Source organism: Sphingomonas trueperi, assembly GCF_011927635.1.
GTDB classification, from domain to species: Bacteria; Pseudomonadota; Alphaproteobacteria; order Sphingomonadales; family Sphingomonadaceae; genus Sphingomonas; species Sphingomonas trueperi.
This window is the reverse complement of sequence record NZ_JAATJB010000003.1, coordinates 42,375-59,496: the sequence shown is the minus strand read 5'-3', so window position 1 is coordinate 59,496 and position 17,122 is coordinate 42,375. Positions and strand designations below refer to the sequence as shown.

The 17,122-nt window shown below is 68.1% G+C and carries 18 protein-coding genes; 8 read left to right on the top strand and 10 right to left on the bottom strand.

Annotation, left to right across the window (positions count from 1 at the left end; genetic code table 11):
* Positions 1-96 precede the first annotated feature (96 nt).
* Positions 97-1,080, bottom strand: coding sequence for a methyltransferase (locus GGR89_RS06060; RefSeq protein ID WP_245201598.1), 984 nt, complete (start codon positions 1,078-1,080; stop codon positions 97-99).
* A 111-nt stretch (positions 1,081-1,191) separates the two neighbouring features.
* Between GGR89_RS06060 and GGR89_RS06055 the strand changes: the two genes are divergently transcribed.
* Together GGR89_RS06055 and GGR89_RS06050 are read left to right on the top strand one after the other, a co-directional pair.
* Entirely contained in the window at positions 1,192-3,069 is a 1,878-nt protein-coding gene (locus GGR89_RS06055) for a M1 family metallopeptidase (RefSeq protein ID WP_167712790.1), read from the top strand.
* Positions 3,070-3,073: 4 nt separating this feature from the next.
* Complete coding sequence (locus GGR89_RS06050; protein ID WP_125978318.1) at positions 3,074-3,217, top strand: DUF2256 domain-containing protein; 144 nt, start codon at positions 3,074-3,076, stop codon at positions 3,215-3,217.
* Positions 3,218-3,262: 45 nt separating this feature from the next.
* Here the strand turns inward: GGR89_RS06050 and GGR89_RS06045 are convergent, their stop codons facing one another.
* The 5 genes from GGR89_RS06045 to GGR89_RS06025 form a co-directional block, all read right to left on the bottom strand.
* Positions 3,263-3,622, bottom strand: a complete 360-nt coding sequence (locus GGR89_RS06045) for a hypothetical protein (RefSeq protein WP_125978316.1) — start codon at positions 3,620-3,622, stop codon at positions 3,263-3,265.
* A complete protein-coding gene (locus GGR89_RS06040) occupies positions 3,619-3,960 on the bottom strand; it encodes a DUF423 domain-containing protein (protein ID WP_125978314.1) in 342 nt (113 codons plus the stop codon). The genes GGR89_RS06045 and GGR89_RS06040 overlap by 4 nt, the downstream gene beginning before the upstream one ends.
* 15 nt (positions 3,961-3,975) lie before the next feature.
* Entirely contained in the window at positions 3,976-5,757 is a 1,782-nt protein-coding gene (locus tag GGR89_RS06035) for a cation:proton antiporter domain-containing protein (RefSeq protein WP_125978312.1), read from the bottom strand.
* Positions 5,757-6,191, bottom strand: a complete 435-nt coding sequence (locus GGR89_RS06030) for an iron-sulfur cluster assembly scaffold protein (protein ID WP_126002865.1) — start codon at positions 6,189-6,191, stop codon at positions 5,757-5,759. The genes GGR89_RS06035 and GGR89_RS06030 overlap by 1 nt, the downstream gene beginning before the upstream one ends.
* Positions 6,192-6,315: 124 nt before the next feature.
* Complete coding sequence (locus GGR89_RS06025) at positions 6,316-6,894, bottom strand: CvpA family protein (protein WP_125978308.1); 579 nt, start codon at positions 6,892-6,894, stop codon at positions 6,316-6,318.
* Between the two features lie 104 nt (positions 6,895-6,998).
* On the opposite strand from GGR89_RS06025, the gene radA reads away from it, so the two are divergent.
* The 3 genes from radA to GGR89_RS06010 all read left to right on the top strand — a co-directional run bounded on the left by radA (position 6,999) and on the right by GGR89_RS06010 (position 9,988).
* Entirely contained in the window at positions 6,999-8,378 is a 1,380-nt protein-coding gene (radA, locus tag GGR89_RS06020; RefSeq protein ID WP_125978306.1) for a DNA repair protein RadA, read from the top strand.
* Positions 8,379-8,744: 366 nt separating this feature from the next.
* Positions 8,745-9,365, top strand: a complete 621-nt coding sequence (locus GGR89_RS22010) for a hypothetical protein (protein WP_209092153.1) — start codon at positions 8,745-8,747, stop codon at positions 9,363-9,365.
* The gene (locus GGR89_RS06010) at positions 9,365-9,988 is read left to right on the top strand and encodes a L,D-transpeptidase family protein (protein WP_125978000.1); all 624 of its coding nucleotides are present in this window, start codon (positions 9,365-9,367) and stop codon (positions 9,986-9,988) included. Before GGR89_RS22010 ends, GGR89_RS06010 begins: the two co-directional genes overlap by 1 nt.
* 328 nt (positions 9,989-10,316) lie before the next feature.
* Here GGR89_RS06010 and GGR89_RS06005 read toward each other — a convergent pair whose 3' ends face one another.
* Both GGR89_RS06005 and GGR89_RS06000 read right to left on the bottom strand, forming a co-directional pair.
* A complete protein-coding gene (locus GGR89_RS06005) occupies positions 10,317-10,598 on the bottom strand; it encodes a hypothetical protein (RefSeq protein ID WP_125977998.1) in 282 nt (93 codons plus the stop codon).
* 402 nt (positions 10,599-11,000) lie between these two features.
* Positions 11,001-11,624 (bottom strand): CAP domain-containing protein, encoded by a 624-nt coding sequence (locus tag GGR89_RS06000; protein WP_241213671.1) that lies wholly within the window; start codon positions 11,622-11,624, stop codon positions 11,001-11,003.
* 280 nt (positions 11,625-11,904) lie between these two features.
* On the opposite strand from GGR89_RS06000, the gene GGR89_RS05995 reads away from it, so the two are divergent.
* Together GGR89_RS05995 and GGR89_RS05990 are read left to right on the top strand one after the other, a co-directional pair.
* The gene (locus tag GGR89_RS05995) at positions 11,905-12,405 is read left to right on the top strand and encodes a GNAT family N-acetyltransferase (RefSeq protein ID WP_125977996.1); all 501 of its coding nucleotides are present in this window, start codon (positions 11,905-11,907) and stop codon (positions 12,403-12,405) included.
* 73 nt (positions 12,406-12,478) lie between these two features.
* A complete protein-coding gene (locus GGR89_RS05990; RefSeq protein WP_125977994.1) occupies positions 12,479-13,984 on the top strand; it encodes a S10 family peptidase in 1,506 nt (501 codons plus the stop codon).
* Between the two features lie 300 nt (positions 13,985-14,284).
* Here the strand turns inward: GGR89_RS05990 and GGR89_RS05985 are convergent, their stop codons facing one another.
* On the bottom strand, positions 14,285-14,503 hold the full coding sequence (locus GGR89_RS05985) for a hypervirulence associated TUDOR domain-containing protein (RefSeq protein WP_125977990.1): 219 nt from the start codon (positions 14,501-14,503) through the stop codon (positions 14,285-14,287).
* Between the two features lie 95 nt (positions 14,504-14,598).
* Here GGR89_RS05985 and GGR89_RS05980 point away from each other — a divergent pair, with 95 nt between their 5' ends.
* Positions 14,599-15,750 carry a glycosyltransferase family 4 protein gene (locus GGR89_RS05980; RefSeq protein WP_125977988.1) on the top strand — a complete coding sequence of 384 codons (1,152 nt, stop codon included), beginning with the start codon at positions 14,599-14,601 and terminating at the stop codon, positions 15,748-15,750.
* 1 nt (position 15,751) lies between these two features.
* Here GGR89_RS05980 and GGR89_RS05975 read toward each other — a convergent pair whose 3' ends face one another.
* Complete coding sequence (locus GGR89_RS05975) at positions 15,752-17,035, bottom strand: sensor histidine kinase (RefSeq protein WP_125977984.1); 1,284 nt, start codon at positions 17,033-17,035, stop codon at positions 15,752-15,754.
* Positions 17,036-17,122 lie beyond the last annotated feature (87 nt).

Here is a 17,122-nt window from a genome sequence, read left to right as displayed (position 1 = left end):
TGGGAGGAGGGGTTTGGGGGTGGAGGGATTCCAGAACCTCCGTTGCTCTCGGTGAGACACCGCCCCACCCCAACCCCTCCCCTGAAGGGGAGGGGCTTAACAAGTGTTCGGCCGCTCGATCACCGCGGTCACCAGCGCGATGCGATCGACATCGGCGTACGCCGCGGTTTCCAGCTCCTCGCCGAACACGTCCGGGTCGATCTCCTCGTAGCGCAGCCGGCAGCCTTCCGCCGCGGCGATCTGCACCAGCCGATCGTGTAGCGCATCTGCCCCGCGGACGATCGCGCTGCCGGTGTAGAGCAGGAACCGTCCGCCTGCCGCCAGCCGCGGCACCGCCTCGCACGCCATCGCCAGCGCCACCCCGGCGCCGTGCAGCGCGCCGCCATCGCGATAGGCACGGCCGACGGGGTCGATGATGTAGGGCGGATTGGCCAAGACGAGGTCGAGTTCGCCGGCGATCCCCGACAGATCATCCCCCTGCACGAAGCGCGTCGCGACGCCCGCCGCCTGCGCATTCACCCGCGCCAGCCGCAGCGCAGCGGGGTTGATGTCGGTCATCACGATGTCGACTCGAGGACAGCGATGCGCGGCGGCGATCGCCCCTGCCCCGGCCCCGGTGCCGATATCGACCAGCGTAGAACCCTCGCGCTCCGGACAGCGGCGGAGTTCGTCGGCGATGAAGCGCGCGAAGCGGTAGCTGTCGGGGCCGAAGAACACCGCGTCGGTGTCGTCGGTGGGATAGGCGGAATGGACCAGCAGGTCGCGTCCCAGCGTCGACACGCGGACCTTGCTGCGCAGCTGGTCCCCGGCGGCTGCCTCGATCAGCCCGGCCGCCTCCAGCGCCTCCAGCAGCGATGCATCGAGCAGATCGCGCACGAAGGGCAGGCTCCAGCCGAAGACGTCGCGCAGGTCGGCGGCCCGCTGCCGATCCGACCGGGCGAGCACGCGCGCATGGGTGGCGGGCGTCGGCGTGATGAACTGGTACTTCCGCTGCTTGAGGTAGGCGATCAGGTCGCGCAGCACTGCCGCCTCGTCCTCCGCCGTCACCGGCCGCTCCGCCACCAGACATTCCATGCGCATCCCCTTTTAACCTCCCGCATCAACGCTACGGGTCCGCAGAGGGTCCGGCGCCATGTGATTGATCCGTGGCAACCGCTTGCCCCGCGCGGCGGCAGCGCCTAGCTCGGTGGCATGCGCATCCTAGCCCTGGCCCTCGCCGCCTCGACCATGCTCGTCTCCCCCGCCCTCGCCCAGCAGACCGCCCCCGCGCCGATCCTCACCACGCCCGAGGCGAAGGACGTGTGGACCTATGCGCGACCGGAAGTGGCGCGCGTCACCCATGTCGCGCTCGATCTGCGCGCCGATTTCGCGCGCAAGACGCTCAGCGGTACCGCCACGCTCGACATCCTCGCCGCGCCCGGCGCGACCGAGATCGTGCTCGACGACGACGGGCTGGTGATCACCAAGGTGACCGACGCCGCCGGCAAGCCGCTGCCCTTCGCGATCGGCACGGCCAAGCCCGATCTCGGCGCGCCGCTCACCGTACAGTTGCACGGCGCGCGCAAGATCGTGGTCCACTACGCGACCGCGCCCGGCGCCTCGGCGCTGCAATGGCTCGCCCCCGCGCTCACCGCCGGCAAGAAGAAGCCCTATCTGTTCAGCCAGGGCCAGCCGATCAACAACCGCAGCTGGATCCCCACCCAGGACAGCCCCGGCATCCGCCAGACCTGGTCGGCCACCCTCACCGTCCCCGCCGACCTCGTCGCCGTGGCGAGCGGCGCGCGGATCGACGGCGCCAAGGGCGTGCCGGCGGGCAAGGGCTGGCACAGCTTCCGCTTCCGCATGGACAAGCCGGTGCCGCCCTATCTAATCGCGTTCGCGGTCGGCGACCTCGCCTTCCAGCCCGTCGGCCCACGCGCCGGCGTGTGGACCGAGCCGAGCATGCTTGCCGCCGCCGCGAAGGAAGTCGCCGATGTCGAGAAGATGATCGACGCGGCGCAGGCGCTCTACGGCCCCTATCGCTGGGGCCGCTACGACATGCTCGTTCTGCCGCCGAGCTTCCCCTATGGCGGCATGGAGAACCCCACCCTTACCTTCCTGACGCCGACCATCATCACCGGCGACAAGTCGAACGTCGACGTGGTGGCGCATGAGCTGGCGCATAGCTGGTCGGGCAATCTCGTCACCAACGCGACCTGGTCGGACAGCTGGCTCAACGAGGGGTTCACCACCTATTTCGAGAACCGCATCATGGAGGCGGTCTACGGCAAGGAACGCGCCGCGACCGACGCCGATCTCGAATGGGACGGGCTGCAGCGCGACATCGCCGATGCCGGCGGCATGGAGGCGCCGACCACGCGGCTCCACGGCGATCCCGGTGCGACCTTCGGGCAGCTCGATTACTTCAAGGGCTCGACCTTCCTGCGCACGATCGAGCGCACCGTCGGCCGCGCGCGCTGGGACGTCTATCTGCGCGGCTATTTCGACCGCCATGCCTTCCAGCCGCAGACCACCGCGGGGTTCCTCGCAGACCTGCGCGCGAATCTGGTAAAGGGCGATGCCGGGCTCGAGGCCAATCTCCAGCTCGACAAATGGGCCTATGCCGCCGGCCTGCCGAACAATGCGGTGCACGTGCAATCGGCGACGCTCAAGGCGGTCGATGCCGCGCTCGCGGCGGTGAATGCCGGCGGGCCGGTCTCGGCAGTGCATCCGCAGGGCTGGGCGACGCAGCAATGGCTGCGCTTCCTCAACGGGCTGAACCGCCAGCAGACGCCGACGCGGCTCAAGGAATTGGACGAGACGCTGGGGCTGTCGGCATCGAACAACGCCTATGTCCGCTCGGCCTGGGGCGAGCTGGCGATCGCCAACCGCTATGATCCGGCGGTGCCGAGCATCGAGAAGCTGGTCGGCAGCGTCGGCCGGGGCCTGCTGATCTACCCGATCTACAAGGACCTGATGGCGCAGGGCGATTGGGGCACGCCGATCGCGCGGCGCTTTTACGAGGCCTCGAAGGCGCGCTACCATCCCACCGTCGCGGCGGGCGTGGCGAAGATCGTCGGCGCGGACTGATCGCATGCCGCGCGGCGTCGCCAAGCGGGACCTGCCCAGCAAGACCTGCCCGGTCTGCCAGCGCCCCTTCGCCTGGCGGAAGAAGTGGGAGCGGGACTGGGATAGCGTTGTGTACTGTTCGGAGCGGTGCCGGCGGACGGGGAAGTGACTCAAATCCAAGCCCCTCCCCTGAAGGGGAGGGGCTTAAAAACGATCACTGATAGCGCAGCGTCTTGCCGAACCCGGTGTTGGTCTTCGTCATCTTGGTGAGCTTGCGCAGATAGGCCTTCACCTCGCGCTCGAAACGCTGGTCGTTGCGCACCCCCGCGCGGTAGAAATCGTCCTTCGCCAGCAGCGCCTTCACCGCCTCGCCCAGCCGCGCCTGATCCTCGACCGCGTCGCTGTGGCGAAGCTGCTCGCACACCCATTCCTCGGCGGCAGCCTTGTCATAGTCGTCCTCGCGGTCGCGGCCGTAGCGGTCGGCGACGTCCTGGTCCGCGCGCGCGGCCTTGATCCGCCGTTCGAGCCAAAGCCGGACCTGCGCCGCGTCCCAGGGCGCCTGCACCTCGCTCATTTCGCGACCTTGGATGCCAGCGCCCAAGCCAGCCACAGCCATCCGACGATCAGCGCCGCACCGCCGATCGGCGTCACCGCCCCGAGCCAACGCGGCAGGCCCAGCGCCATCAGGTAGAGCGTGCCCGCAAACACGAACCCGCCGCCGACGAACAGAGCCGCCGGCCCCCGCGCGCCGAACTGCAGCGCGACGAGCGCCGCCACCGCGTGCACGAGCTGATACTGCCCGCCGGTCTTGAGCCACTCGACCGCCTGCCCTTGCGCGCCATGCGCCCCGAAGGCCCCGGCCGCCACCGCCATCGCGCCCGAAAGCGCCGCCAGTATCGCGATCCAGTTCATGCGAATATTCCCCGATCAACCATCGCCACGATCCTGCACCGCCGCCGCGGCGGCCGACGCCTGGCTGAACAGACCGTCGCGCCCGGCATAGATGTCGCCGGTTTCCTTCTGCGCCTTGAGCCGGGCGATGTCGGTACGGCGATATTCGGCCTCGGTCCGGTCGATCTCGGCGCCGTCGACCCCCACCGCGTCCATCGCCCGCCGCGCCATCACGATCGCGCTCTCCAGCACCTCGCGCACCACGCCCGACAGCGGCGCGCCGTTGAGCTTCATCACGCTGCGGCGATCATAGGCCCGCACGAAGATGCTGGCGTTGGGGAAGGCAGCGTGCACCCCCTCCACCACTTCGGTGTCCATCGCGTCGCCGTCCTGGCAGAACATCAGCAGCTCGGCCTCCCCCGCTCCCGCCTGGCGGAGCAGGTCGATGCGGGTGCCGTCGCCGTAATAGACCTTCATGCCGAAGCTGCCCGCGGTCTCGATCATCTCGACGTCGCGGTCGATGATCGTCACCGGAATCCCTTGCGCGATCAGCATCTGCGCCACCGTCTGGCCGAAGCGGCCATAGCCGACGACCACCGCATTGGCGCCTTCCTGGCGCGGACCATCGGGCGTGGCCCCGGCCCTGACCGGTTCGGCACGCAGCCGCCTGGTGGCCATCATCAGGAACGGCGTGGTCGCCATCGAGAGCGTGACGATCGCGCTGAACACGCTGGCCGCCTGGGGCTCGATCAGCAGCGCCTTCTGCGCCTGGGCGAACAGCACGAAGCCAAACTCACCGCCCTGGGACAACAGCACGCCGAGCGCGAACGCCCCGCGCGGCTTCATCCCGAACAGCAGCGCCAGCCCCATGATCAGCGCCGCCTTGGCGGCGATCAGCGCCAGCGCCATACCCGCGACGAACAAGGGCCGCTCGGCGATCGCGTGGAGGTCGAGCGTCATCCCCACCGCGACGAAGAACAGCCCGAGCAGGATCGCGCGGAACGGCTCGACATCGGCCTCGATCTCGTGCCGGAAGGGCGAGTCCGCGAGCATCACGCCCGCGATGAACGCGCCGAGCGCGGCGGAGAGCCCCAGCGCCTCCATCACCGCGGCGCTGGCGATCACCGTCAGCAGCCCTGCGAAGACGAACATCTCGCGCTCGTCGAGATTGCCGATCAACCGGAACAGCGGCCGGAGCAGGAAGCGCCCGGCGACCACCAGCCCGACGATCGCGCCGACGGTGTAGAGACCGAGCAGCCAGCCCGGCGGGCCGCCTTGGTCGGCCGGGTTGCGCGACAGCGCGGCGACGATCGTGATCAGCGGCACGATCGACAGGTCCTGGAACAGGAGGATCGCGAAGGCGCGCTCACCGAACGGGGTGCGCAGGCGGCCGGCGGATTGCAGCAGCGGCAGCACCTGCGCGGTGGAGGACAGCCCCATCGGCAGTCCCAGCGCCAGCGCGGCGGCCAGCGTCGAGCCCGTCACCGCCCAGACGATCGCCGCGATCGCGATGCCGCACAGGGCCACCTGCAGGAAGCCGAGGCCGAAGATGTCGCGCCGCATCCGCCACAGCCGCGACGGGCTCAGCTCGAGCCCGACGAGGAACAGGAGGAGCGCGATGCCGAGCTCGGCAATGCCCATCTTGCCCTCGGCATCGCCGACCAGCCGCAGCACGTGCGGGCCGACCAGCGCGCCGGCGACGAGAAAGCCCAGCGTTGCACCAAGTCCGAGCCGCCGGAACAGCAGCACGAAAAACAGCGCAAAGCCGAGCATCGGCACTGCGTCGGCGAGAATCGAACCGTCGGACGCATGCTCCATCAGACCCGTGCCTCCGCCGCCTGCGCCGCCGCCTCGGCCGCGGCCTCGAAGGCCAAGCGGATCGAGGCGTGGCGGCCGCGATGCGGCAGCGCGGGGACAAACAATGCCATGCCCGGCCATTCGGGCGGCACCTCGCGCTCGCCGGCAAGCCAGTCGGTGAGCTGGTCGCGCGCTACGGCAATGTCGGCAGGGGTGCGGCCGACCACGGCCTCGCCCATCAGCGCTGCCGATGCCTGTCCCAGCGCGCAGGCACGGACCAGCATGCCGACCTCTGCCACCTTGCCCGTTTCGTCGACGGCGATGTCCACCGTCACCCGGCTCCCGCACACCGGCGAGCGCTTCTCGGACGTGCCGCCGGGCCGTTCCAGTCGTGCGTGATGCGGGATCGCGGCGGCGAGGCGCAGGATTTCCATATTGTAGAGCGGGGCGTTCATGCCCTTTGATCTAGGGTAGCCTTCCCGCAGTTGCGAGCGCCAATTACCCGCCTTTCGTATGGGTTGCGCCGGCGGCTCGCGCCTCGGCAGACTCGATCCTCCCCTCCAAGGGGAGGGCAGCAGGTCAATCCGCCTTGCGCTTCCGCGGCCGGACCTCGCCCATGTCCTCCGAACCCACGCTCGCATTGTCGCCGCCGAACACAGGCTCGCCCTTCCGCCGCCGGTCGACGAAATCACCGATCGCGGCGCTGGTGGTGTCGAGCAGCGGGTAGGTGACCGACTTGGTGATCCATTTCGGCCGGTGCGTGCGCCCGCCCTCGAACGTGTCGAGCACCAGCATCAGCACCAGGAAGCCCATGCTGACCAGGATCAGCCCCTTGGCAACCCCGAAGCCGACGCCGAGTGCGCGGTCGATCGGCCCCAGCACCGAGTTGCGCATCTGCCCGCCCAGCGTGTTGGCGATCAGCCGCCCGCCGAAATAGCTGCCCCCGGCGAGCAGCGCGAAGGCGAGCACCGCCGCCCCGCCCTCGGTGCCGATCATCGGCGCGAATATGGCCGTGAGCCCGGCATGGAAGAACTTCACCGCCACCACCACGAGGATCCAGGCGAGGAACGCCAGCACCTCGGTGGTGAAGCCGCGCAGGAAGCCGAGGATGGCGGCGCCTGCGATGATGAGAAGCGTGACGATGTCGAGCCCGGTCATGCGCGCTCCATAGCAGTGTGGCGCACCGGGAAAAGAGGCGGCGTGCGGAGCCCCCCACCGCGGCACCCGTTCCCTTTTCGTTTCCGTCGCGCTACAGCATGCCCATGGCAAAACTCCAGAAGCGCTATGTGTGCCAGGCCTGCGGCTCGGTGACCTCGAAATGGGCGGGGCAATGCGCCGATTGCGCGGAGTGGAACACACTGGTCGAGGAAGCCGGCGGGCCCGCCACGCCGTTCCAGGCCAAGCACCATCTGCAATCGGGCGGGCGGATGATCCTGCTCTCCGGGCTCGACGCCGAGGTCGCCCTGCCCGAGCGGATGCCGAGCGGTATCGCCGAGTTCGATCGCGCGCTTGGCGGCGGCTTTGTCGAGGGATCGGCGACGCTGATCGGGGGGGATCCCGGCATCGGCAAGTCGACGCTGCTGCTCCAGGCCGCCGCCAAGATCGCCAGCCGCGGGCTCTCGGTCGCCTATGTCTCGGGCGAGGAAGCCGCCGACCAGGTGCGGCTGCGCGCGCGGCGCCTGGGCCTCGGCCAGGCACCGGTGCAGCTCGCCGCCGCCACCTCGGTGCGCGACATCCTGACGACGCTGAGCATGACCACCCCGCCCGACCTGCTGATCATCGATTCGATCCAGACGATGCATTCGGACCTGATCGAAGGCGCGCCGGGCACGGTGAGCCAGGTCCGCGCCAGCGCGCAGGAACTGATCCGCTTCGCCAAGGAACGCGGCACCGCGCTGGTGATGGTGGGGCACGTCACCAAGGACGGCTCGATCGCGGGCCCGCGCGTGCTCGAGCACATGGTCGACACCGTGCTCGCCTTCGAGGGCGAGCGCAGCCATCTCTACCGCATCCTGCGCGCGGTGAAGAACCGCTTCGGCGGCACCGACGAGATCGGCGTCTTCTCGATGCAGACCGAGGGGCTGGCGGAGGTGGCCAACCCCTCCTCGCTGTTCCTCACCCAGCGCGACGAGACCGTCACCGGCACCGTCGTCTTCCCGGCGCTGGAGGGGACGCGGCCCGTGCTCGTCGAAGTACAGGCGCTCACCGTGCGGCTGGCTTCGGGCGCGACGCCGCGGCGATCGGTGGTCGGCTGGGATTCGCCGCGCCTCTCGATGGTACTGGCGGTGCTGGAGGCGCGCTGCGGGCTGAGCTTCTCGGCCTGCGAAGTCTATCTCAACATCGCCGGCGGCTACCGCGTGCAAGATCCCGCCGCCGATCTGGCGGTGGCGGCGGCGCTCGTCTCTGCATTGTCCGAGCGGCCGATTCCGGCCGATGCGGTGGTGTTCGGCGAAATCGCCCTGTCCGGCGAAATCCGTCCGGTGGCGCATGCTGCGCTGCGGATGCGCGAATCCGCCAAATTGGGCTTCGAACGCGCGCTGGCACCTGCCGCACCGCACGCGAAGGCTGGCGATCCTCTGCCGTTGCGTGTATCCGGCTACAGGAATCTCAATAGCTTGGTCGATCAGCTCTTGGGCAAATAGCTCCATATCTGCACGAATGCGTAATTATGCTGGTGCAATCCTGGCCGTTTTGATACAGTTGCGAACAGGTCGGGATACGGCAACCCCTTAAGCTGTTGCCGTCATGGCTCGAAGGAACTATTTAGCTGCGACTTCGTTTATTGTCGTCAATATCTGCCGTAGTTGCAAAAGAGTTAAGGGGGCTCTTCGCAGTTGCGAGCAACAGGGGGCGGGAGCAGTAACTTGAAAAAGGGCAAGCAAAGCTTCGGATCACGGGCACTTCGCAGGCTAAGCGCTTCTGCGGCAACCATTTCGCTTCTTTCAGCGACCTCCGCCGGGATCGCGGTGCCGGTGGTTGCTGCTGCAGTGCAAGACGCCTCAAAGGCGTTGTCGGTCCTGTCCGCGCGCTCGCCGGGCGTTCGCGAAGCTGGCGCACACAGTCTGAAGGGCAAGCGTAAATATAGCCGAGTCGCCAAGAACCCGCGCGACGCGCTGACGCCCGACTCGCTGGCCAAGAATGGCGTGGCGACGCCCAAGGCCTTCGATCTCTCCGCCGATCAGGCACCGGTGCCGGCATCGCTGCCGCTGCCGGCGGATGCCCCGCCGATCGACCTGGCCGGGCTCCCCTCGAGCTTCGACTCGCTGTCGCCGTTTGCAGACGTCGTTCCCGCGCCGGGTCCGGCAAGCTTCACCGGCAACTCGCTTGTGCCCAGCGGCACGGGCGGCGGCGGTGGCGGCGGTGCGCCGCCGCTCGGCATCGAAACGCCGGTGCCGACCCCCACCCCGACGCCGGCGCCCACCCCGACGCCGACACCAACGCCGGTACCCACTCCCACCCCGACGCCGGCACCGACGCCCACGCCCCCCCCACCACCGCCGCCGGCTCCCACGCCGACGCCGACGCCGCCTGCGGTTCCGGAGCCGGCGGAATGGCTGATGCTCGTCACCGCGTTCGGGCTCGTCGGCGCCGAGATGCGCCGGCGGAATCGGATCGAAGCCAAGGCCTGATGCGCGGTCGTCCGAAGCTCGGTATCTGGATCTCGCTGGGCGCGGCCTCGCTGCTGCTGGTGACGCTGGCCGCCAAGGCGTTCGTCCCGCGGCACGTCCAGCAGGCCAGCCCGGCAGGTCGGATGATCCCGGCGGTAAGTACCGAACGGATTCGGTTCTCCGACGGGGATCAGCAGCAGTTGCGGATCGGCGACGGCAGCACGCGGGTGATCCGAAGCCTATTGCGGGTGCCGGATCACATGCAGTTCGGCGAGTTCGCCTGGAACGATCATGGCGTCCCCCCGGGGAGGATCTGGCTGCGCATCGACCTGTCGCGCCAGATCCTCTCGGTGTTCCGCGGCGAGGACGAGATCGCCACCAGCGTGATCCTTTACGGCCAGGACGAGACGCCGACGCCGATCGGCAACTTCCCGATCCGGGGGTTGGAGAAGAACCATCGCTCGAACACCTATGACGCAATGATGCCCTATACGCTGTGGCTGACCAGCGACGGTATCGCGATCCATGGCAGCAACGTCCGCCAGGGTCTGGCGACGCATGGTTGCATCGGCGTACCGCAGGATTTCGCGCAGCGGCTGTTCGGCATCGTCAAGCGCGGCGATCTGGTGACGGTGGTGCGCTGATCTCGGCGCGCGGCTGAGCAGATGCGCACCTCGCGCATGCTCGCTGCGTTGCCGCCCCGCGCTCGGGCGGCAGGTCGTTCCAGAGCGAATCGGCCTGCCGGAGTAGAAAACGCTTCTGGCCGGAAAGGGACCGCGCAACCCCCGTACATCGGCAACGGTACGTCTGACCGACGTGCGCGGCCATGCTTGGTTCACCTGCCGCAGTTGTTGCAACAGCCGGAGGGACCGGCCCATCACGTCGGGCATGATCAAGTCTGCCGGCACCCGATTTGGCACAGTCTCGCAAGCCAGGGAGGGCTTCTGCTTGGAGAAAAACCGCTCGACCAGTTTACGCTCGCGGTTGAGACCCTTGCTGAAGCACCGCTTCCGGCGCCGAGTGCTGTCCGCTGGGAGGTGAGCGGACGCCCTGATCCTGGAGCATCTCTCGGGTGCGATCGGCGTCGTGGGCCTTGTCCACCAGCACGGCGGTGGGCGGACTGGCGGCGATCTGTCCGCCGCCGCTATGTCCGACGGTCAGGCCGCGCCCGATCGGACGGCGCGGCGGATCGACGACGTAGATCTTGGTCGTGCGCCCCGTGCGTACTCGGCCGAGACAGTAATCTGCATTCATCCCACGACGCGGCTATGGCAGGGGTAGGAGAGCGATAGCGCGCGGGCAGATCGCGCCCGGGCGCCTCGGATCGTAGCATCCGGAAGATGCCGTTCAACACACGATGCGCGGAACGCCTCGCGGCTTCGCGGCCAGCAACGGCGCGATCATGCGCCACGCAAAACGGTGAGATCATAACCGCGCATGCCGACGCGGAGGCGAACTTCAGCGTATCGGGCTAGAAGCAGCCTCGCGCCAGCGGCGGGGTGATGAACGGACGATATCGTGTCGTCGTGGGAGCGCAAATGCCCGTTGAAGTCCTTGTAGCGGTGCTGGACGATACTCGAACGAGGCTTGCCCGCGCGGACAACGAACTTCGCTTGGTCGCCCTGCCCCCTGCCAGGCAGCGCTCGCTACGCTCGCTTACCGCCCCTCGTTCTGCGCCAGCGTGGCGTATACCGACATGCCGTTGCGGGTGCGGCTCACGTCGATCACGCACATATGGCCATAGGCGCTGTGGCTGCCGCAGCCGACGCCGGCATAGCGAAGATCGCGGTTGAACAGCAGGTCGCGATGGCCGCGATCGGGCACGCCGTCATCGATCACCAGCTGTCGCACCACCTCGTCGGCATCGGCATAGCCATAGGAGATGTCTTCGCCGACCAGTCGACCGCCGCCGCGGCGCTGGACGCGATCGCCGGGCGAGGCACCGTCGGGCGAGAAATGCCCGCGCGTGCCGAGCGCCCCCTGGATCACGGCATGGTCGCGCGCCGCAAGACCCAGCAACTCGGCTCGGCTCAGCGGCGGCAGCGGGGTCTGCAGTTCCAGAAACGCGATAGCCTCTTCCACCGCATCGACGCCTTCGCGCGTGATCAACCCGCGCGGCCGCCCGGGCAGGTACAGCGTGTTGCCGCGAAAATGTGGCCGCAGCTGGCGCAGGCGGTCGGCATAGGCAGCCGGATCGGCACGCAGATGGTTGATCCGATCGAGCACCTGGTCTTCGAGGCTCGGCAGATCATTTGCCGCGCCGATCAGCAACGCCCCCACAGACAAGATACCGCAACACAGTAAACGCACAGAAGACACAACAGGCTCCGCACCAACCGGCTGTTGTCAGCCGAACAAGTGCGGTTCTTCTGTCGCATATGGTGGAAATAACTGGTTCAGCACTATAGTTATCGGGTACGGATAACCGTACGTTAACTATAGATTCGCGGCCGTTTACCGGTAAGTAGCAAAGTCGTTACGGTATTTCACCGATGCCTGAAATCCGCCGGAAGCGCTCTCGCGCTGGCCCTGGTGCGTCCGGGATGGCACAGCCGGTTGCATGTCGGCACCGATCCTCAGCCCGCTGCGGCCCCGCCACCTTCCCCAGGCTCTGGCCTTGCAGGCGCAGGCCTATCCCGCCTTTCTCGTAGAGCCCGAGGATGCGTTCGCCAGCCGCCTCCATGTCGCCGCGCCGTTCAACCTGGCGGCCGAGCACGACGGTGCCCTCCTCGCCTATCTGCTAGCCCATGGCTGGACGCACGAATCGCCCCCGCCCGTGGGCGCCGTGCTCGACCCCGCGACGACCGGCGACACGCTGTATCTGCACGACCTGGCCGTGTCGGCTGCCGCGCGCGGGACGGGCATCGGTCGACGGCTGGTCGAAGCGGCCTTCAAGGACGCCGTTGCCGCGGGCCTCACTCGTGCCGAACTGATCGCGGTGGAAGGCGCGGCGGGCTATTGGCGTCGGCTGGGCTTCGAGGCAGCCACCCCCTCCCCCGCCCTCGTCGCCAAGGTGGCGAACTATGGCCCGGCCGCGCAGTGGATGTGGCGCCCTTTGTGAGGTGCAGCCCATGGATTCGGCGCGAGGGCGCCGCTAGGCTGCGGCATCAACCATCTCCGGGGGGACCCTCTTCTTGCGCCACAGCACCCTGATCGCCGCGTCGTTCGCTGCCCTGCTCCTCGCCCCGCAGGCACCCGCACAGGACAAGAAGGCTGGCGCGGCCGCCGAAAAGAGCGATGACAAGGCCGACAAGAGCGACCTTCCGCCGCTGCCCGACGACAAGACCATCACCCAGACCGCGGTGATCGGCGGCAAGCCGGTCCGCTACCAGGCGACCGTCGGCAAGCTGCCGGTCTATGATGCCAAGGGGAAGAAGATCGGCGAGGTGGTCTACACCGCCTATGTCGTGCCCGGCGGCGGCGCGCAGCGGCCGGTGACCTTCGCGTTCAACGGCGGTCCCGGCGCCTCCTCGGTCTATCTCAACCTCGGCGCGGTGGGGCCGAAGCGTGTGCAGTTCGGCGACAAGGGCGATGCCCCGTCCGATGCGCCGCTGCTGGTCGACAATCCCGCCAGCTGGCTCGACATGACCGACCTGGTCTTCATCGATCCGATCGGCACCGGCTTCAGCCGCAGCCTGGTCGACGAGGAGACGACCAAGAAGGCCTTCTACGCCAACGAGCCGGACATCAAGTACCTGTCGCGCATCGTCTATGACTGGCTGGTCAAGAACGAGCGGCTGCGCGCGCCCAAGTTCGTGATGGGCGAGAGCTATGGCGGCTATCGCGCGCCGCGCATCGCCTATGAGCTGCAGACCCAGCTGGGCGTGGGCGTCAACGGCATCGTGATGGTCTCGCCCTATCTCGATCCGGCCGCGACCGCAGGCTCGGACGCGCTGTCGCCGCTCCCCTGGATGATCACCCTCCCCTCGATGGCCGCCGGGCATCTCGAGCGCATTGGCAAGCTGACGCCGCAGGCGATGGCGGGCGTCGAGGCCTATACCCGCAGCGGCTTCGCTACCGACCTGCTCGCCGGCCGCTCCGACCCGCAGGCGACCGCGCGGCTGAGCGACAAGGTGACCGAGCTGACCGGCCTCGATCCCAAGCTGGTCCGCCGTCTCGACGGGCGGGTCGACGAAGGCACCTATCTGCGCGAAATCCACCGCGACGACGGCAAGATCGGCAGCGTGTACGATTCGAACGTCGATGCGTTCGATCCCTTCCCCAATGCCGCCGAGCGCAAGTCGGGCGACCCGATCCTGGAAGGCATCATCGCGCCGACGACCAGCGCGATGGTGGACTTCATCACCCGCGAAGTGGGCTGGAAGACGAGCGCGCGCTACAATGCGCTGTCCTTCTCGGTGAACGCGGCCTGGGACCGCGGCACGCCCGACGACGCGCCGGTGAGCGACCTGCGCAAGGCGGTGGCGAACGATCCCAAGATGGGGGTGCTGATCGTCCATGGCTATAACGACCTGTCCTGCCCCTATTTCGGATCGCGCCTGATCATCGATCAGATGCCGCGCTTCGGCGTGGAGCAGCGGGTGAAGCTGGGTGTCTATCCCGGCGGGCACATGTTCTATTCGCGCAAGGCCAGCGCGGAGGCGTTCAAGGCCGATGCCCGGGTGCTGTATGTGCGGTGAGGTCAGCTACCTAAGCCCCTCCTCCTGGGAGGAGGGGTTGGGGTGGAGGGATTCCAGAACGCTGGTCGGTCTCGGTGAGACACAGCCCCGCCGTGGAGTGACGGCTATCGCATAGGAAGCCAAGGGTCTGCGGCTTCAAACAACCGTCGTCATTCCCGCGAAGGCGGGAATCCATTGCGCTGAGCGCTTGGGAAAAGAACCCCACCATCAGCGCCAATGGATTCCCGCCTTCGCGGGGATGACGTCGTATTCTGGGCATGTGCAATTGCCCAGCTCATGAAGATGAACGACTTCAGAGCCTCATCCCGCCTCCAGCTCGCTCTCCAGCTTGAGCGCCCGGCCGCCATCTTCCTGCTCGACCAGATAGGCCGGATTGCCCTTGGTCCCGTTGCGGACGATCTTCTCGCCCTTGATCGTGCGCTGCACGCGGCGCTCGAAGCGTTCGGCGACCTTGCCGTTCGCCTGGTGACCGCCCCAGGTCCAGCGCACCGCGGCGCCCTTCGCGAAATGCTTGCTCATATCGACATAATCGCACCATCCGGAACCATGTTCCGGCACTGGGACAAGTCGTCCGCTTGCCCGCCCCGCGACACGCGATTAAGGCCCCAAGCCAAATGCAACCCTTCGATCTTCGCGTCGCCCTTTTCAGCGGCAATTACAATTATGTTCGCGATGGCGCGAACCAGGCGCTCAACAAGCTCGTCGGCTATCTGCTCGACCAGGGCGTGACGGTCCGCATCTATTCGCCGACCACGGACACCCCCGCTTTCGCGCCCACCGGCGAGCTGGTGAGCGTGCCGGCCTGGCCGGTGCCGGGCGGCCGCGCGGAGTACAAGTTCGCCACCGGCCTGCCCAAGAGCATCCGCGAAGACCTCGAAGCCTTCGCCCCCAACATGGTGCACGTCTCGGCGCCCGAATTCCTCTGCCACGGCGCGGTGCGCTGGGCGCGCAAGCACGACATCGCCACCCTCGCCTCGCTCCACACCCGGTTCGAGACCTACCCGGCCTATTATCATCTCGGCTTCGTCGCGCCGGTGATCATCAAGCTGCTGACCCGCTTCTACAATCGTGTCGACCAGGTGGTGACACCTGGCGATTCCACCGCCGATCTCATCCGCGGCTGGGGCGTGACCACCCCGATCCGGATCTGGTCGCGCGGGGTGGATCATGCGCGGTTCAACCCGGCCCGCCGCGACCTCGCCTGGCGCCGCTCGCTCGGCATCGGCGACGGGGAGTTCGCCGTCGGCTTTCTCGGCCGGCTGGTGCTGGAAAAGGGCCTCGATATCTTCGCGCGGGTCTGCAACCGGCTGACCGAGCGCGGCGTACCGCACAAGGTGCTGGTGATCGGCGAAGGCCCGGCGCGGCAATGGTTCGCCGATCAGGTGCCCGGCGCGGTGTTCACCGGCTTCCAGCGCGGCGACGATCTCGCCCGCGCGGTCGCCTCGATGGACGTGCTGTTCAACCCCTCGGTCACCGAGACGTTCGGCAACGTCACCTCGGAGGCGATGGCGTGCGGCGTGCCGATCGTCGCCGCACGCGCGACCGGCGCGATCGACCTGGTCGAGGAAGGCGTCAACGGCTTCCTGGTGCCGCCGCGCGACGTCGATGCCTATGCCGGCGCGATCGCGCGGCTGATCGAGGATCCGGCGCTTGCCGCCTCGGCCGGCGCGGCGGGCCACGAAAAGGCCCAGGCCTATGTGTGGGACCGGGTGAACCACGCGGTGCTAGAGAGCTATTTCGAGGTGCTCGCCCGCCGCGGGCGCTGAGCTACGCCACGGTCTCGCGCGCCGCGAGCACGAAGCGCAATCGCGTGCCGCCCGTCGCCGGGCGCTGCAGTTCCAGTGCGGTTTCGTGCGCCTCCAGGATGCGCCGGGTGACGGTGAGGCCGATCCCCTGCCCGCCGCTGGTCGAGCGGCCCCGCTCGGGCATCACCCCGCCGGGGAAGCCTGGGCCGTTGTCGGCCACCGCGATCTCCACCCCGTCCTCGGCGGCGCGCGCCGAGAGCAGGATTCGCGCACCCTCGGTAGCCCGCAGCGCCTGCGCGGCGTTGCGCAGGAGGTTGGCGAGCACCTGCCCGATTTGCACCCGATCGGCGATCAGCGCGCCCAGTCCTTCTTCGATCTCCACGTCGATCTGCGGGGACGGGCCGCTCCACACAGCCTCGAACAGTTCGCGCGCCTCCTCGAACAGCGTCGCGGCCATCACGAACTCCGCATCCACCTCGCCGCGCTCGACCAGCGCCCGCGTGCGCGCCACGATTTGCGACGAGCGGCTGATCTGCGCGCGCGCCCGGGCTAGTTGCCGCAGCACGTCGGGGCCGCCGGTGCCGCGCAACGCCATCTCCACCGTCGCGATATAGTTCGACGCGGCGGACAACGGCTGCACCATTTCGTGCGCGAGCATCGCCGCCGTCGCCGCTTCCTCCTCGGCGCCGCTGCGCGAGATGCTGCCGATCAGCGCGCGCTGTGCCTTGTCGAGCGCGTCGCGCGCCTTCATCGCCGCGAGCATCTCGGCCTCGACCAGCAGACGGTTCTTCGCCACCGCGACATAGCTGCAGATGGTGCGCAGAAAGCGCAGTTCGATCTCGGTGAACGGCACGCCGCTGCGCCGGCCGAAGCCGAGCGTGCCGAGCAGCACCTCGCCGTGGAGCAATGGCGTGCAGGCATAGCTGTCGAGCCCGACGTCGCGGATGAAGTTGGTCATGGGGTTGTCGCTGCCCTGCACCTGCGCGACGACGCGCGGGGTACGATCGCGCGCGACCATGCCGCATACCGCCTGACCGAACTGGAGTCGCGCACCCGCCATCTTCTGGGCTTCGGACAGTCCGCCGCTGGCCTCGAGCGCCAGCAGGTGATCCGGTTCGGCGCGATAATGGAAATACACGTCGAGCAGCAACTCGTCGCGGACCATCTCGAACAGATAGTCAATCATCGCCGTCGGATCGGACGCGCCGAGCATCTTGCCGGCACAGTCCGCCAACAGCCCCAGCAATCTCGCTTCGTCCGGTGCCGTTCTATTCGCGTGCCGTGCCTCGATGCGCGCTTCGATCATTGCCCCACTCTCCCATGTCGGCGCGGTGCCGTTCTCGTCTGCCGAGAATATACGCGCAAATGCTCGATTTGAACGCACCGCCAAAAT

Coding starts and splice junctions, on each gene's coding strand:
- GGR89_RS06060 (WP_245201598.1), bottom strand. CDS start 1,080: ATGCGCATGGAATGTCTGGTGGCGGAGCGGCCGGTGACGGCGGAGGAC.
- GGR89_RS06055 (WP_167712790.1), top strand. CDS start 1,192: ATGCGCATCCTAGCCCTGGCCCTCGCCGCCTCGACCATGCTCGTCTCC.
- GGR89_RS06050 (WP_125978318.1), top strand. CDS start 3,074: ATGCCGCGCGGCGTCGCCAAGCGGGACCTGCCCAGCAAGACCTGCCCG.
- GGR89_RS06045 (WP_125978316.1), bottom strand. CDS start 3,622: ATGAGCGAGGTGCAGGCGCCCTGGGACGCGGCGCAGGTCCGGCTTTGG.
- GGR89_RS06040 (WP_125978314.1), bottom strand. CDS start 3,960: ATGAACTGGATCGCGATACTGGCGGCGCTTTCGGGCGCGATGGCGGTG.
- GGR89_RS06035 (WP_125978312.1), bottom strand. CDS start 5,757: ATGGAGCATGCGTCCGACGGTTCGATTCTCGCCGACGCAGTGCCGATG.
- GGR89_RS06030 (WP_126002865.1), bottom strand. CDS start 6,191: ATGAACGCCCCGCTCTACAATATGGAAATCCTGCGCCTCGCCGCCGCG.
- GGR89_RS06025 (WP_125978308.1), bottom strand. CDS start 6,894: ATGACCGGGCTCGACATCGTCACGCTTCTCATCATCGCAGGCGCCGCC.
- radA (WP_125978306.1), top strand. CDS start 6,999: ATGGCAAAACTCCAGAAGCGCTATGTGTGCCAGGCCTGCGGCTCGGTG.
- GGR89_RS06010 (WP_125978000.1), top strand. CDS start 9,365: ATGCGCGGTCGTCCGAAGCTCGGTATCTGGATCTCGCTGGGCGCGGCC.
- GGR89_RS06005 (WP_125977998.1), bottom strand. CDS start 10,598: ATGAATGCAGATTACTGTCTCGGCCGAGTACGCACGGGGCGCACGACC.
- GGR89_RS05995 (WP_125977996.1), top strand. CDS start 11,905: ATGTCGGCACCGATCCTCAGCCCGCTGCGGCCCCGCCACCTTCCCCAG.
- GGR89_RS05985 (WP_125977990.1), bottom strand. CDS start 14,503: ATGAGCAAGCATTTCGCGAAGGGCGCCGCGGTGCGCTGGACCTGGGGC.
- GGR89_RS05980 (WP_125977988.1), top strand. CDS start 14,599: ATGCAACCCTTCGATCTTCGCGTCGCCCTTTTCAGCGGCAATTACAAT.
- GGR89_RS05975 (WP_125977984.1), bottom strand. CDS start 17,035: ATGATCGAAGCGCGCATCGAGGCACGGCACGCGAATAGAACGGCACCG.